The following is a 14,734-nucleotide window of genomic DNA, read 5'->3' as shown; positions in this document are numbered from 1 at the left end:
TTATTTATACGGATGGTAAAAAGCTAATAATCGCCTCAATTACTGCGGTTATGATTGGAACTGCAAGTAATAAGATGAAAATTTTCCCCGAAAGCTCAATGTAATGCGCAACAGAACCAAGCCCTGCGTCTTTTGTTAAATTCGCACCTAATTCTGCAATATAAGATATACCAATAATTTTTAAAATTGTTTCCAAGTAAAGTCCTTCGATATTTGCCTTTTGCCCTAACGACTGAATGGTTTGGAATATTACACTAATTTGATGAATGACCGCAAGAAAAATAATAATTCCTGTAATAAGAATAAGGAAAAAAGCAAAGGACTTATTAACATCTTTTAAAACAATATATAAAATGCTAGCTACTACGCCTAATATAGCAATCTGCAGGATATCCATTTCTTTTAGCTCCTAAAAGAGGTTGTCTATACGTACTAAAACAAAAATACAGATTTAATTTGCTGAAACAGATCAGAGAGCCCATTGATTACAATAACAAGCACAATAATAAACCCGAGTAGTGTGGCAAATTGAGCAATTTCTTCTTTACCCATTTGCTTCAAAATCGTGTGAATCAATGCTACGATTATTCCTATTCCAGCTATCTGGAAGAGAATGGATGCATCTGTGAACATAAAAATGCTCCTTTCTTTCATTTCAAATGAGTAGCAACACAATAAATACCCCACTTAATACACCTAAGCTCTTTGCAACTTTTCCATATTTACGATCGTTATCAATGGCTTCTTCTAGCTCTCTGTCTAAATGAACAATGGTCAACTGAATATGCTTTTGCTGTTGATTTATATCATGCTGACCAAGAGTTCTACCGAATTGCTTTAATATTTCTTTTTCATTTTCATGCATACTTGATTTTCTAATTAGCTCATCTACTTGGCTCTCCCAAACTGCAAAAAAGTCGACTGCTTCTCCCTGCATTTCCTTCCCTAGAGAAGCAAAGAATCCTCGTAATGGATTTGGTATTTTTTTAGAAACCGATAGAAATGCATCGAATAGAGCCACTTGGCTATAGATGATTTCAGCCTCGAGAATTTGTAAAGCACTTTTCAATTGACGAATATGCTTTGGTCGTTTCGTTAACCTATAGCTCCATTCAAATCCTGCCAAGGTGGCTGTGCCTATTAAAAGCAGTGCTCCAATCCACTTCATCTGTCACACCCCTTGATTTCTCAAACAAATTATTTTCATTCTGGTCGAGCACTTGGCTAATGCGACCAGGGCTTGTATCTCTTTTTAATACAATAAATCGTTCGAAAATATGCTGATTGAAAATCGGTTTCAAAGAGGGACGTCTTTTTAATTCGTTTACACTCCCACCATGTATCGAACAGATTACAGTAACACCTGTGTTAACCGCTTCCATCAACGCATCAATATCCTTTTGGTTCCCTATTTCATCAACGACCATCACATCTGGTGACATTGATCGAACAAGCATCATCATTCCATCAGCCTTTGGACATGCATCCATTACATCTGTCCGTAACCCTAGATTGTGCTGCGGAATTCCTTTAATCGAGGCACCTATTTCGGAGCGCTCATCAACAACTCCGACCTTCTTCGGCGTAATCTCTCTTGAACCATTGGAAATCAAACGAGTTAAATCTCGAATCAATGTCGTTTTTCCTGTCTGTGGAGGTCCGATGATTAATGTATTCAAATAGTTCCCCCTGTATATATGCGGGATAATTGGTAAGGCAACTCCAGGCTTTTCTTTAGCAATGCGGATATTAAAGAAAGTTATATCCTGTATTGCTTTTACATGGCTTCCGGTAGTCGTTACTTTCCCGGCAATCCCAACCCGATGTCCTCCCTCGATTGTGATATAACCCTCCCGCAATTCGTCCTCCAACCGATATAAAGAAAACTGACTGAGCTGATTAATTAAATAAGTAGCCTCTTTCATTTGAGGTGTAAGGTTTTTTACCCATTCTGTCGTGTCATCAAAAATTAACTCAATTGGGCGATTTAATCGCACACGGATTTCCTGTAGCATTTGCCATCTGTTTTTAACTTCAAGTTGGATAGCTTGTCTCATATCATTTGGAAACAAACACATAATCTCGTCCATCTAATTCCCCACTTTATTTGGAAGCTGCTTTATAGTAAATGTATGTCGGATTAGATAATTTATGACCCAAGCTGCTTCATCGTTCTTATAAAAGTCAGAAAACATGGAATGTGTTGATGATGTATTGCTATTTCCTTTTTAGATAATCTTGCAAAAACAACAAAAAGCTGCCTTACAGAGAATTGAATACCTCTGTAAGGCAGCTTTTTCAAAGAAGAACTTATACGATTATGCTCTTGATACGTATTTTCCATCTGATGTATTGATAACTAAAACATCACCTTGGTTTACGAAAAATGGTACTTGAACCGAGTGGCCAGTTTCTAACTTAGCTGGTTTTGAACCACCACTTGCAGTATCTCCCTTAATCCCAGGTTCCGTTTCAATAACTTCCAATTCAACGTTGTTAGGAAGATCAACCCCAAGCACTTCGCCTTCATAACTGATTACGTGTACTTCCATGTTTTCTTTCATAAATTTTAATTGTTCTTCAATCTGACTTGTCTGAAGTTCAATTTGCTCATATGTGTTGGTATCCATAAAGGCATGAGCATCACCAGATGCATATAAATACTGCATTTTTTTATTTTCAATATGGGCTTTACCAACCTTTTCTCCACCACGGAATGTTTTTTCCTGGATATTGCCGTTTCTTAAATTACGTAGTTTAGAGCGTACAAATGCAGCGCCTTTTCCTGGCTTTACGTGTTGAAATTCTAATACCTGCCAGATGCCATTGTCTACTTCAATTGTTAAACCTGTTTTAAAATCATTCACTGAAATCATTTTATTTCCTCCTTTATGTATCCCTAGAGTTGTATCAATTCTTTTGGAGCAAAGGTTAGTCTCTCGTTTCCAGATTCTGTTAGCACAATATCGTCCTCAATTCTACAGCCACCAACTCCAGGCACATAGATTCCAGGTTCAACCGTAACTACCATCCCTTTTTCCAGAACTTTATCCGAGCGATAGGATAATCCAGGCCCCTCATGAACTTCTAGACCTAAGCCGTGCCCTGTAGAATGTCCAAAGTTTTCACCATAGCCCTTTTCTGTAATAAAGTCTCTCGTTAGGGCATCTGCTTCTTTACCTGTTATTCCCGGTTTAATTCCATTTACTCCACGAAGATTTGCCTCTAATACTATATCATATATTTCTCGTAATTCGCTTGAAATTTTTCCAACTGCAACAGTTCTCGTGATATCCGAGCAGTAGCCTTCATATAATGCACCATAATCTAATGTAACTAATTCACCTGACTGGATTTCTTTATTTGAGGCAACACCATGTGGCAATGCTGAACGAAATCCTGACGCTACAATAGTATCAAAGCTAGAAGATGTCGCACCTTGTTTACGCATATAAAATTCAAGCTCATTCGAAATATCGATTTCTTTTACACCCGGTTTAATAAACTTTTGTATATGCACAAACGCATCGTCTACAATTTTAGCTGCCTTTTTCATCGTATTTAGCTCTTCATTTGTTTTAATTAAACGAAGTTCCTCCACTAATCCACTAACAGGAATTAGTTCCGCATGAAAGTTGTTTTTGTAATTTTCATATTGTGTAAATGTCACATAATCCTGTTCAAAGCCAAGCCGTTTAATTTGCATATGGTTTAGTTGATCTGTGATTTCCCCTTCAATAAGCTGCTTATGCTCAATCACCTTAAACTCTTTTGCTTGTTCATTTGCTTGCTCCGTATAACGAAAATCAGTTATCAATCTGGCGTCATCAAGAGATACCAATGCAATACCTGCTGTACCCGTAAAACCGGTAACATATCTTCGGTTGATTGGACTCGTAATTAGAATCGCATCAAGCTTATTTTTTTCCAGTGCTTTTCGTAGTTTATTCAGTTTTTCCATCGTTTCTCCCTCTCAATCGTTTAACGGTTACAATTTGTTATTTTTGTACAATTAAGTCTAACATAAATCGCTTCATTTGAGTATTTTTACTTCTATGTCCAATAAAGCTATTCCTGTGATTGCTTCCTTAATTGTACCTTTAAATCATAATAGTCAAAGGAAATCGAAAATCCGATAAATGTTCCGTAAAGAATGAATAAACTAATGGTCGATAAATTGGTATAAAACGTACTATCTGTTATATTCGGCACATTCGTAAAAATTGGTTGTACAAGGACAAAGATGATTCCCCACAGAATGATTCCATATACAACTCCCATCCACATCGAATAAATCTTTTTAAATACACAATGATAAATTAAAGCTGCAACCATGGAAAGCAGTCCGACAATAAGTATCGTGATAAGATCTCCGAGCCATGTATCTACCCATTTAGCGTCAATCCACGAGTTTAGTACAAAAGATTTAGGTGATATTTCACTAAAATTAAAATAATATAAAATACACCAAGCACAGCCTAAAGCTATACCTCCGACCAATCCAGTAAAAAGGGATCTAGACATTAATGAAAATTGTTCTTCTGAATTAGATGTGTGTGATTGTTTCTCCGCCTTCATTGTTATTACACCTCCAAATATTATTATGACCAAACACCTGCAAACAAATCATTACAAACAAATACCGTTTGAAAATATTAGGCTAGTTGTAAACAATTTTTTCGAGTAAAATAGAATTAGGTAAACATATCCTATACTGAATATTTTTGTGTGAATTAGGAAACAATTTCTAACAGGAAACATATATTAATTTAATTTGTAAAAAAAGGATATAAACGTGCACTTTAGTGGTATATACAATAGTAAAAGACTATTATTATATTACAAGACTGTGGAAGGAGGAATTTTTATGGGCCGTAGTAAATTTTCTATTGTTGTTTACCTGATCATTGGGTTAGCAGTTATCGGTTTAATTTCACAGCTTTTCGGAAATACAATTAACTTCCTAACAAACATCTTAATCATGATTGGTATTGGGGTGGCTGTATTCGCTCTGCTTTATTATTTTGTACTTAACAAAAGGAATCCTTCTAATTCCGATGACATGAAAAAGTACAAAAAGGCAGTGAAGCAATCAAAGTCAAAGTACAAACAACCTTCATCTCCTACCGTAGCCAAACAGACAAAGCCAGTTGTTACACAAAAGAAAAAGCGAAGTAAACGTGCTACTCATTTAAAAGTAATTGAAGGAAATAAAGCAAAACGAAAAGACCGAGCTTCTTTATAGCCGGTCTTTTTTTAATAATTAGCAATTATAAAATGTAAGTAACCTACTCCCAAACAAGTTGCTGAAGCCTTAAAGATTTACATGACAATTGAGGAATCTTTAGGTCGACCATCGCTTTAAAAATTGATCGGCGTTCTCTTTGCCACTTTGGATTAATTCTTTTTTTGCTTTTTCTGAAATATGGAAGTTAACTGCACCTGTACTGGCAACGGGAACAAACAGAATATTTTTTTCATCGTTTTTAGAGACATACCTGGCATCATGCGCTTGCTTCATAGTAGAGAATAATGCTTGATACATATCTAGGGCGTTTTTAATATCCCTTGGTCCGATTCCCTTTTCCGTTGCGTCCGTCAATTTAATTCCTAGTACGGGCCTCTTTTTTGTATCGTCTCCATTGTCAAATATCCATAATGGAAAGTTACTTAAAAGTCCACCATCAACTATAATGCTTTTCTTTTTATACATGCCAGGCATCTTTTTTGGCATAAAGAAAAACGGAAATCCTGCACTCATTCGAACAGCTTTTGCAACTGGGAAATAATTGGCCTCAATTCCATACACGCGTTCTAAATCATCGGGTATGACAATAAGCTTTCCTAAAGAAAGGTCGCTAACAACAACCTTAAAGTAACCGTCTTTTATATCATGGAATGTGCGAATGTTCTTTCTAGCTAAAAGTTCCTCTAGCCAACTTTCCAGTTTATTACCTTTATTAATCCCGAGCTGGCTATACAAGAAAAACCACTTAGTAAAAGGCAGTAGCCTCGTTAGAAGTGGCGGATCAATAAATTCTGTTAAGTCAAGTTCATGAATAAACGCTTCAATCTCGTTTATTTCATATCCAGCAGTTACTAATGACCCGACAATTGCACCTGCAGAAGTTCCTGCTACTCGCACTAGTTGAAGTTGTTGTTCTTTCATACTTTCGAGTACTCCGACATAAGCAAACGCTTTTACTCCCCCACCAGAAAACACTGCATCAATCTTCATCCGCACTCTCCCCACGTTTATTTTTTCATGAAGTCCACTGTCCTAACATCGTAAGGTGAAACGAAAGGGTAATCTCTTTATATATATAAGCGAAAACGCTTAGAATAGAACAATGTCGGTTAGATTGCCGTGGCGTATAGAGATCTTAAATCTACATGAGCACCCCATAGTCGCAGTGAGTCCAAGAGGAATACGTTCAATCATTATTTACTTCTCATATAAAAAACCATACAGCTCTTTCGTGAGCTGTATGGTTTTGGTGTTTATTCTTTTACACTCTCCGCTTGAACTTTTTTTAATTCTTCCTGTCTTGCGGAATCTGTTTTAAAGTAATTGACAAGATCTCCAATTCGATCGATTGAATTCCAGCTTAGGTGATGCTCAATACCTTCTACATCATTGTAAATATTATCTTTTTCTACCCCGATGATTTCTAGAAACTCTTCTAGAAGCTCATGTCTAAATACTAAACGCTTTCCAATTTTTTTCCCTTTCGCAGTCAGTACAAAACCTCTATATTTTTCATAGTTTAAGTATTCGTCTTTATCTAATTTTTGTACCATTTTTGTAACAGAAGATGGATGCACTTCTAATGCTTCCGCAATATCGGATACACGGGCATATCCCTTCGTTTCAATTAAGTTATATATTTGTTCGATATAATCTTCCATACTTGGAGTAGGCATGTTAGATCTCCTCGTTTCAAGAATATTTTTTGTTTAGGGCAAAACTGTTTCTCTACTATGAGGATACAGGAAAAGACAAATTAACACAAGTTATATTATTTTAGATGGGAAAACAAAGAAGAAGAGCCAATGCTGACTCTTCTTCTAACGATTACAGACCACATTTTAATTGTGCACCACAGCTTGTGCATGTGTTGCATCCACCGATTTCTTCTACACTTCCCTTTCTACACACCGGACAAGTGTCACCAATTTCTGAACCAATCGTAACGTTTGTTCGTTCTAACTCCTGAATCGTGTCCATTAAAACAACTTTCGGTTTTTCAGTATCCGTAAATAGTTCAGTTTGTTCACCTACCGTGTTTTCTTCTGCTTTCAATGTAAGTACTTGAGAATCACGACTTCCATCTACATATACCGTTCCACCTTTTGCTCTACCATTGTAAAGTCTTTGATAAACATTTTCTACTTGATCAACCGTGTACCCTTTCGGTGCATTTACTGTTTTTGATATCGAGCTATCTACCCAACGCTGTATGACACACTGGGTATCTGCATGCGCTTCAGGTGAAAGGTCCATTGCAGTCACAAACCAATGTGGCAGATTATCTGGATCTGAATTTGGATTGCTATCTAAATACTCTTGTACGATGTCTGCTTTTACTTCTATAAACTTCCCAAGTCTTCCGCTTCTGAAATACGAGAAGGAGAAGTATGGCTCTAATCCTGTTGAAACACCCACCATTGTACCTGTGCTGCCAGTAGGAGCAACAGTCAATAAATGTGAATTCCTAATACCATACGTTAGTATAGCTTCTCGAATCGATTCAGGCATTTTTTTCATATAACCTGTACTTATAAATGCTTTTCTAAGATCCAAAGTTTCTTCCTCTGTTTCTCCAATTAAAAATGGAAAACTACCTTTTTCTTTAGCAATTTCAATGGATGTTTCATATGCAGTTGTTGCAATTGTTTCGAACACTTTATCTACTAGCTCATTGCCTTCAACTGAGCCGTAAGCTGTTTCGCAGTAAATTAATAAATCGTGCATCCCCATTACACCAAGTCCTACACGACGTTCTCCGAGTGCTTGTTTTTTATTTTCTTCTAGAAAATAAGGAGTTGCGTCAATAACATTGTCCTGCATTCTTACGCCTGTTTTTACAGTTTGTTTTAATTTTTCATAGTCAACTGTTTTTGTTTCTTTATTGACCATTTCAGCTAGATTTACAGCTGCTAAATTACACACACTATATGGTGCAAGGGGTTGCTCACCACATGGGTTCGTTGCTACTACTTGATGTCCATATGCTTTGGCGTTCGTCATGTCGTTTGCATTGTCGACGAAAAATATTCCAGGTTCTGCGGAATACGTTGCACACACATTAATCAAGTTCCATAATTCTTTTGCTTTTATCCTACGATAGGTACGTACACCATACCCCATCGCTTCCCATTTACGGACATCGCCAACTTCATGCCATTTTTCATTATAAAAAGCCATTTCTTCTTTAGTATAATTTTCTACATCTGGAAAGCGCAGTTCATACATATCGTCATTTTCAACGGCTTCCATAAATTCTTTTGTAATACATACGGAGATATTTGCACCTGTCAGAAATTCAGGGTTGTGAACAGAGTATGTTCCCCCTGCACTGAGTTTATCATCTGCTTCACGAATTGCAGCCTCAGTGAAACCACCAAGACCAGGCATTGTTTTATAATTTACGACACTCTGATAAAGATCAAATTCTGTTTCTGTTAAAGGTGCAAATTTCAGTTTTTCTTCTGCCAGCCGTTTGATTTGTTCATCGTCGGTATTTTCAATCAGATAACGGAGAATTCTTGGGTTCTGCATTTTAGAAATAATAAACTCAATAATATCAGGGTGAGAATCTACTAACATAATCATTTGAGCGCCTCTGCGGGATCCACCTTGTTCCACAAGATGTGTCAGCTTTGCGATATCATCAAGCCATGAAACAGACCCAGAAGATTTCCCATTCACACCTCTTGCTAATGCGTTTCTTGGACGTAAGGTTGAACCGTTCGTTCCAACTCCGCCCCCACGAGACATAATTTCCATTACTTGCTTTCTATGATCAGAAATCCCTTCCCTTGAGTCTTTTACATAAGGCATCACATAACAGTTAAAGTAAGTTACATCTGTATCTGCCCCTGCTCCGTATAAGACACGTCCTGCCGGAATGAAGTTTAATTCCGCAAGCTCTTGATTAAATGTCTCAAACCAATATTGCTCTTTTTCTTCAGTCTTTTCTACATTCGCTAATCCAGCTGCATTTCGTTTTGCGATTTGTTCATAATATACTTCTAATGGTTTTTCGATTACGTCAAGAGATCGTTCAATAATCCCCGTCGCTGCTTCTTGTTCATCATCAAGCACGGAGATAAATTCTGTGTCCACTTGAACACTCGCTTTATTTTCCTGCCAATTAATTGCTTTAACAAATCCTAGACCCCTCGCCGGAAATTTCGGATCAGCTTTCACTGTTAAAACGACAAAATCTCCAGTTTTCAAGGTTTTCTTTTCTGTATCCTTAAACGCATACCGATCGAGCATGACCAAGCGAGAAACACCCTTATGGGTCAATTTCATATCTGGTGTAATCGGGTGTACAGGAGGAAATAGTTCTATATCTTTGTTTAGTGCTTCCACATCAATCCTGTTTGTTTCCTTTGTCATAATCGACATTTAATCTCTCCTTTAAACCTTTCTTTACAAAATTCAACGTTACTACAATACCACAAAACAAGCCTAAGTTAAACGATATATAGTGTTAATTTTTTAAATACGTACTATATATGGGCAAAATTCATGTGTAATTCATTTTGTCAAGTATGAATTAGGAAAGTTTAAATTGAATAATCTGCTAGAAGGAAATAATCTTCGCTACATGAAATTCGATGACCTTTTAAGCAATTATTTTATGTTACAAACAACAAATCGCGTACTTTTTTTTAATGATAGAGAAAAACTTTGAAAAATACCGTATCAACCCATATAATAGAATAGATAATGAACATTTTTTGGACAGACGGGGGAAGTAAAATGGAGTTTTTAATTATTGCCGTAGTTGTCTTGCTTGCAGTTGGTTTATTCCGCTATTATAGACAACGTAACTATTTGAAAGTACTAACGGAAGATCAATTCCGAGAAGGATATCGGAAAGCTCAATTAATAGATGTGAGAGAGCCTCAAGAATTTGACAGAGGTCATATTCTTGGAGCAAGAAATATTCCTGTAAGTCAAATGCGTCAGCGTTTAATTGAAATGCGTAAAGATAAGCCTGTGTATCTTTATTGTCAAAGTGGTACTCGTTCTGCAAGAGCAGCACAATTACTTCACAAAAAAGGCTTTCAGGATATTTACCATTTAAAAGGCGGTTTCAAGAAATGGACCGGTAAAATTAAATCTAAAAACCAATAAAAATAAGCCCTGAGATTCCTCGGGCTTATTTTTATTTAACGTTATTTATAAAATCTTAAAATAGGTTTTCTTGCTGCTGTAGTTTCATCCATTCGTTTCACGATTGTATTATGTGGTGCTTCCTGTACAATTTCAGGATTATTTTCTGTTTCCTCAGCAATTCGAAGCATCGCATCAATAAATCCATCTAATGTTTCCTTCGACTCTGTCTCTGTCGGCTCAATCATCAAGCCTTCCTCCACATTCAAAGGGAAATAAATGGTAGGTGGATGGTAATTAAAGTCGAGTAGTCGTTTGGCAATATCCAATGTTCGTACCCCTAATTTCTTCTGTCTACTTCCGGACAGCACAAATTCATGTTTGCAATGCTGATTGTACGGTAATTCATATGCTTTTTCCAATTTACGCATCATATAATTTGCATTCAACACAGCATATTCACTTACCTTCTTCAGACCTTCTGCTCCCATTGTTCGAATATACGTATAGGCACGGAGGTTAATTCCAAAGTTTCCATAGTATGGCTTAACACGACCGATTGATTGAGGTCTATCATATTCGAATACATATTGATCCTCTTTTTTCGTAATAATCGGTTTAGGTAGGAAAGGTTCGAGCTCTTTAGATACACCAACAGGTCCAGATCCTGGTCCACCACCACCATGCGGGCCAGTAAAGGTTTTATGAAGATTTAAATGTACAGCATCAAATCCCATATCACCTGGACGTGTATAACCCATAATCGCATTTAAATTCGCACCATCATAATATAATTTCCCGCCTGCAGCGTGAACAATTTCTGCCATTTCCATAATTTCTGTTTCAAATAATCCAAGCGTATTTGGATTCGTTAGCATAAGTGAAGCAGTATCATCTCCAACAACGCGTTTTAAGTCTTCTAAATCTACAATTCCTTTTTCGTTTGACTTTACTGTTACCGCATCGAATCCGGCAACTGCAGCTGATGCTGGATTTGTACCATGGGCAGAATCCGGAACAATAACTTTTGTTCGATTGAAATCACCATTCGCTTCATGAAATGCGCGAATCATCATTAATGCAGTCCATTCTCCGTGAGCACCTGCGGCTGATTGTAAAGAAACTTCATGCATGCCAGTAATTTCTTTTAAAGATGATTGTAAGTCATAGAGCATCTCCATTGCCCCTTGAACCGTCTTTGGATCTTGATATGGGTGAATATGACTGAATCCTTCCAAACGTGCAACATCTTCATTGATTTTTGGATTATATTTCATCGTACAGGAGCCCAGCGGATAGAATCCAGAGTCCACCCCATAGTTTCGGTTGGAAAGTCCTGTATAATGACGCATGATTTCCAGTTCACTTACCTCTGGTAACTCTGGTGGAGTTTTTCTTACATATACGTCATCCAGTTCAGCATCGAAATCAAGCTCAGGCACATCCAAGTCCGGTAGGCTATAGCTCGTTCTTCCTTCTTTACTACGTTCAAATATTAATGGAAACTCTTGATTAGCCATTGATATCCCCCAATTCCTTAACAAACGTATCGATTTCTTCTTTTGTACGAATTTCTGTTACAGCAATTAACATATGTCCCGTTAATTCAGGATAATGGCGTTCCAAATCGTATCCGCCAATAATTCCTTTTTCAAAAAGCTTATCATTTATAGCTGGTACTGATTCAGAAAACTTCACAACAAATTCATTAAAGCTTGAATTTTCATATACAACCTCTAATCCAGCTGCATTACATTGCGCAATTGCATATCGAGCTTTTTGCATATTCAAAGTTGCCATTTTCCGCAATCCATGCTTACCAATAGAACTCATTGCAACAGAACTAGCAAGTGCATTCAACGCTTGGTTAGAACAAATATTCGACGTCGCTTTATCACGACGAATATGCTGCTCCCTCGCCTGCAATGTTAATACAAATCCTCGAACACCATCTTCATCCTTTGTTTGTCCAACTAAACGTCCAGGGACTTTTCGCATTAATTTTTCGGTTGTTGCAAAGTATCCACAGTGAGGTCCACCGAATTGTCCAGCAATCCCGAATACTTGCGTGTCACCAACGACGATATCTGCACCGAATTCACCTGGAGGTGTTAAGTACCCAAGAGCTAATGGGTTACTGGAAACGATAAACATGGTCTTCTTTTGTTGTTTAATTAATTCCTCCACCTTGTGTAAAGGTTCAATTTGTCCGAAGAAGTTCGGGTATTGTATTACCACACCAGCAATCGTATCATCCAACTCTTGTTCTAAATGCTCCAGATCTGTTAAACCATTTTTCAAGCCAATTTCTACAATTTCTACATTTTGTCCTCTTGCGTATGTCTCAATAACAGCACGTGATTCCGGATGCACGGCCTGAGAAACGAGCACCTTTTTCCGTCTTGTTTGTGCTGCGCTTAAATTAACCGCTTCAGCTAAAGAGGTTCCCCCATCATACATGGAAGAGTTAGCAACAGGCATGCCAGTAAGTTCAGAAATCATCGTTTGGAACTCAAAAATTGCTTGCAATTCACCTTGGGAAATTTCTGGCTGGTACGGTGTATATGCTGTATAAAATTCAGATCTAGAAATAACATGATCCACAACCGATGGAATAAAATGATCGTATACACCAGCTCCAAGGAAGGATGTATATTGTCTTAAACTAGCATTTTTATTAGCCATTTCTGTTAGTTCTTTTTTTAATTCGTACTCATTCGCTGGCTTCTTTAAATTCAATTCTCCTTGAAAACGTACACTGCTTGGAATGTCTGAAAAAAGCTCATCTGTTGATGAAACTCCGATCGTTTGCAGCATTTCTTTTTTATCGGTTTCAGTCATTGGTAAATAACGAAATTCCATTACGATGTCCTCCCTATTTATCTCGTTTATAAAATGGTGTTTTTACGATAACTGCTTTTAACTTGCGTTTTCGAACTTGGACTTCTAATTCTGTACCTTCATCCGTAAACCTGGTATCAATAAGTGCTAATCCGATATTTTTGTTTAAAGTTGGTGATTGTGTACCCGATGTTACAAACCCAATTTCATCATCTTCTTTTAACACGGTATACCCATGACGCGGAATTCCTTTATCGATCATTTCAATTCCTACTAATTTCCTTGCAGTTCCACTTTCTACTTGTTCTTTTAAAACCGTTTTTCCAATAAAGTCTGCTTCTTTATTCACTTTTACAGCAAATGAAAGCCCTGCTTCAATTGGACTGATACCCTTTGATAATTCCTGACCATACAATGCAAGACCTGCTTCAAAACGAAGGGTATCTCGGGCACCAAGCCCAATTGGCTCGAGACCTTTGTCTTTACCAATTTCAAGTAGTCGATTCCACAGCGCTGGTCCCTCTGATTTGTCAATATAGATTTCAAATCCATCTTCCCCCGTATAGCCGGTACGTGAAACGATTGCAGTATGTTCCGAATTTTCAAACGAAACATTTGCATCAAAACGGAAAAACTTTATTTCCGAAAGATTTGTTTCTGTAAGTTGTTGCAGAATTTCTTCTGAATTTGGACCCTGTAATGCAAATTGCACATAATCAGCAGAAACATTTGTAATCGTTAAGGCCTCTTCAGAATACGTATTATGTTGAAGCAACCATTCGAAATCTTTCTCTGTATTTGCCGCATTAACTACTAACAAATAATCGTCCTCTGCTAGCATATAAATAATTAAATCATCGACTGTCCCACCATTTTCATAGCACATAATGGTATATTGTGCACGATTTGGAACTAGCTTGGAGACGTCATTTGTTACGACATGTTGCAGGAATTCTAAGCTTTTTGGACCTTTTACTGCGATTTCCCCCATATGAGAAACATCAAATAATCCTGCCTTTGTTCTAGTTGCTTCATGTTCCTGTTTAATCCCGGTAAATTGTACTGGTAAATCCCAGCCGCCAAAATCAATTGTTTTTGCCCCATATTTTTCATATTCTGAAAAGATAGGTGTTTGCTTCAACTCGCTCATACCATCCACTCCTCCTAATAGTTGTTGAAAAAGTGCACAAAAATAGAGATTCCTTCCTTACTGAAGAAATCTCTGTCCTTAAACCAGAAAGTTGCATACTTATAAACACATTCGATGAATCTTATAAGTATTTGCTTCGTGGGTGGTTTACTAAGCTTAGTAAACACTCTCCAGAGTTGCGTCCTACAAGAGTCTTTTTTGCCTGAGAGATTCGCTCTTAACTTGCTCCTTCGGCGTTACATAATGTAAGCTCTCCCCTTGTATTCATCCGCTAATTAAATATTTATATTTGGTTATACTATGTATCAGTATCTAAGGAACTCTATTTCACTTTGAATTATAACATATCAAAAAGAAAAATTATAGTGAAATCCAAATTTTAATAACGGGAT

The 14,734-nt window shown here is 37.1% G+C and carries 15 protein-coding genes and 1 riboswitch; of the genes, 2 read left to right on the top strand and 13 right to left on the bottom strand.

What is annotated here, in order from left to right; genetic code table 11:
- Positions 1-4: 4 nt before the first annotated feature.
- From spoIIIAD to F1560_RS07390, 7 genes are all read right to left on the bottom strand, one after another.
- A complete protein-coding gene (gene spoIIIAD, locus F1560_RS07420; RefSeq protein WP_149473999.1) occupies positions 5-397 on the bottom strand; it encodes a stage III sporulation protein AD in 393 nt (130 codons plus the stop codon).
- Positions 398-432: 35 nt separating this feature from the next.
- Positions 433-633: a stage III sporulation protein AC gene (gene spoIIIAC, locus F1560_RS07415; RefSeq protein ID WP_095306968.1), complete on the bottom strand. Its 201-nt coding sequence runs from the start codon at positions 631-633 to the stop codon at positions 433-435.
- Positions 634-655: 22 nt separating this feature from the next.
- Positions 656-1,168, bottom strand: coding sequence for a stage III sporulation protein SpoIIIAB (gene spoIIIAB, locus F1560_RS07410; protein WP_149473998.1), 513 nt, complete (start codon positions 1,166-1,168; stop codon positions 656-658).
- Positions 1,113-2,090 (bottom strand): stage III sporulation protein AA, encoded by a 978-nt coding sequence (gene spoIIIAA, locus F1560_RS07405; RefSeq protein ID WP_149473997.1) that lies wholly within the window; start codon positions 2,088-2,090, stop codon positions 1,113-1,115. The genes spoIIIAB and spoIIIAA overlap by 56 nt, the downstream gene beginning before the upstream one ends.
- Positions 2,091-2,318: 228 nt before the next feature.
- The gene (gene efp / locus F1560_RS07400; RefSeq protein ID WP_149473996.1) at positions 2,319-2,876 is read right to left on the bottom strand and encodes an elongation factor P; all 558 of its coding nucleotides are present in this window, start codon (positions 2,874-2,876) and stop codon (positions 2,319-2,321) included.
- 23 nt (positions 2,877-2,899) lie between these two features.
- Positions 2,900-3,961 carry a M24 family metallopeptidase gene (locus F1560_RS07395; RefSeq protein ID WP_149473995.1) on the bottom strand — a complete coding sequence of 354 codons (1,062 nt, stop codon included), beginning with the start codon at positions 3,959-3,961 and terminating at the stop codon, positions 2,900-2,902.
- A 107-nt stretch (positions 3,962-4,068) separates the two neighbouring features.
- Positions 4,069-4,578, bottom strand: a complete 510-nt coding sequence (locus tag F1560_RS07390; protein WP_149473994.1) for a YqhR family membrane protein — start codon at positions 4,576-4,578, stop codon at positions 4,069-4,071.
- 289 nt (positions 4,579-4,867) lie between these two features.
- Here F1560_RS07390 and F1560_RS07385 point away from each other — a divergent pair, with 289 nt between their 5' ends.
- A complete protein-coding gene (locus F1560_RS07385; protein ID WP_149473993.1) occupies positions 4,868-5,245 on the top strand; it encodes an SA1362 family protein in 378 nt (125 codons plus the stop codon).
- A 99-nt stretch (positions 5,246-5,344) separates the two neighbouring features.
- Here F1560_RS07385 and F1560_RS07380 read toward each other — a convergent pair whose 3' ends face one another.
- From F1560_RS07380 to F1560_RS07370, 3 genes are all read right to left on the bottom strand, one after another.
- Positions 5,345-6,238 (bottom strand): patatin-like phospholipase family protein, encoded by an 894-nt coding sequence (locus tag F1560_RS07380; RefSeq protein WP_149473992.1) that lies wholly within the window; start codon positions 6,236-6,238, stop codon positions 5,345-5,347.
- A 263-nt stretch (positions 6,239-6,501) separates the two neighbouring features.
- The gene (gene mntR / locus F1560_RS07375) at positions 6,502-6,924 is read right to left on the bottom strand and encodes a transcriptional regulator MntR (RefSeq protein ID WP_095306978.1); all 423 of its coding nucleotides are present in this window, start codon (positions 6,922-6,924) and stop codon (positions 6,502-6,504) included.
- Positions 6,925-7,075: 151 nt separating this feature from the next.
- The gene (locus F1560_RS07370) at positions 7,076-9,637 is read right to left on the bottom strand and encodes a vitamin B12-dependent ribonucleotide reductase (RefSeq protein ID WP_149473991.1); all 2,562 of its coding nucleotides are present in this window, start codon (positions 9,635-9,637) and stop codon (positions 7,076-7,078) included.
- A gap of 357 nt (positions 9,638-9,994) precedes the next feature.
- Between F1560_RS07370 and F1560_RS07365 the strand changes: the two genes are divergently transcribed.
- Complete coding sequence (locus tag F1560_RS07365; protein ID WP_149473990.1) at positions 9,995-10,372, top strand: rhodanese-like domain-containing protein; 378 nt, start codon at positions 9,995-9,997, stop codon at positions 10,370-10,372.
- Positions 10,373-10,413: 41 nt separating this feature from the next.
- On the opposite strand, the gene gcvPB is transcribed toward F1560_RS07365, so the two are convergent.
- From gcvPB to gcvT, 3 genes are read right to left on the bottom strand one after another with little or no spacing between them, the layout of a single operon-like run.
- Positions 10,414-11,871 (bottom strand): aminomethyl-transferring glycine dehydrogenase subunit GcvPB, encoded by a 1,458-nt coding sequence (gene gcvPB / locus F1560_RS07360; protein WP_149473989.1) that lies wholly within the window; start codon positions 11,869-11,871, stop codon positions 10,414-10,416.
- Positions 11,864-13,213 (bottom strand): aminomethyl-transferring glycine dehydrogenase subunit GcvPA, encoded by a 1,350-nt coding sequence (gcvPA, locus tag F1560_RS07355; protein WP_149473988.1) that lies wholly within the window; start codon positions 13,211-13,213, stop codon positions 11,864-11,866. Before gcvPA ends, gcvPB begins: the two co-directional genes overlap by 8 nt.
- 13 nt (positions 13,214-13,226) lie before the next feature.
- Complete coding sequence (gcvT, locus tag F1560_RS07350; protein ID WP_149473987.1) at positions 13,227-14,342, bottom strand: glycine cleavage system aminomethyltransferase GcvT; 1,116 nt, start codon at positions 14,340-14,342, stop codon at positions 13,227-13,229.
- A gap of 179 nt (positions 14,343-14,521) precedes the next feature.
- Positions 14,522-14,610: riboswitch (glycine riboswitch) on the bottom strand.
- Positions 14,611-14,734 lie beyond the last annotated feature (124 nt).

Origin of the sequence: Oceanobacillus polygoni, assembly GCF_008304605.1 — a bacterium.
In the GTDB taxonomy this organism is placed as follows: Bacteria; Bacillota; Bacilli; order Bacillales; family Amphibacillaceae; genus Oceanobacillus; species Oceanobacillus polygoni.
This window is presented reverse-complemented; position numbering and strand designations above follow the sequence as displayed.

Excerpts from the sequence above, each read along its gene's own strand:
- gcvT (WP_149473987.1), bottom strand. The coding sequence starts at position 14,342 with ATGAGCGAGTTGAAGCAAACACCTATCTTTTCAGAATATGAAAAATAT.
- gcvPA (WP_149473988.1), bottom strand. The coding sequence starts at position 13,213 with ATGGAATTTCGTTATTTACCAATGACTGAAACCGATAAAAAAGAAATG.
- spoIIIAA (WP_149473997.1), bottom strand. The coding sequence starts at position 2,090 with ATGGACGAGATTATGTGTTTGTTTCCAAATGATATGAGACAAGCTATC.
- F1560_RS07365 (WP_149473990.1), top strand. The coding sequence starts at position 9,995 with ATGGAGTTTTTAATTATTGCCGTAGTTGTCTTGCTTGCAGTTGGTTTA.
- mntR (WP_095306978.1), bottom strand. The coding sequence starts at position 6,924 with ATGCCTACTCCAAGTATGGAAGATTATATCGAACAAATATATAACTTA.
- F1560_RS07380 (WP_149473992.1), bottom strand. The coding sequence starts at position 6,238 with ATGAAGATTGATGCAGTGTTTTCTGGTGGGGGAGTAAAAGCGTTTGCT.
- F1560_RS07395 (WP_149473995.1), bottom strand. The coding sequence starts at position 3,961 with ATGGAAAAACTGAATAAACTACGAAAAGCACTGGAAAAAAATAAGCTT.
- F1560_RS07370 (WP_149473991.1), bottom strand. The coding sequence starts at position 9,637 with ATGTCGATTATGACAAAGGAAACAAACAGGATTGATGTGGAAGCACTA.
- F1560_RS07390 (WP_149473994.1), bottom strand. The coding sequence starts at position 4,578 with ATGAAGGCGGAGAAACAATCACACACATCTAATTCAGAAGAACAATTT.
- gcvPB (WP_149473989.1), bottom strand. The coding sequence starts at position 11,871 with ATGGCTAATCAAGAGTTTCCATTAATATTTGAACGTAGTAAAGAAGGA.
- spoIIIAB (WP_149473998.1), bottom strand. The coding sequence starts at position 1,168 with ATGAAGTGGATTGGAGCACTGCTTTTAATAGGCACAGCCACCTTGGCA.
- efp (WP_149473996.1), bottom strand. The coding sequence starts at position 2,876 with ATGATTTCAGTGAATGATTTTAAAACAGGTTTAACAATTGAAGTAGAC.
- F1560_RS07385 (WP_149473993.1), top strand. The coding sequence starts at position 4,868 with ATGGGCCGTAGTAAATTTTCTATTGTTGTTTACCTGATCATTGGGTTA.
- spoIIIAC (WP_095306968.1), bottom strand. The coding sequence starts at position 633 with ATGTTCACAGATGCATCCATTCTCTTCCAGATAGCTGGAATAGGAATA.
- spoIIIAD (WP_149473999.1), bottom strand. The coding sequence starts at position 397 with ATGGATATCCTGCAGATTGCTATATTAGGCGTAGTAGCTAGCATTTTA.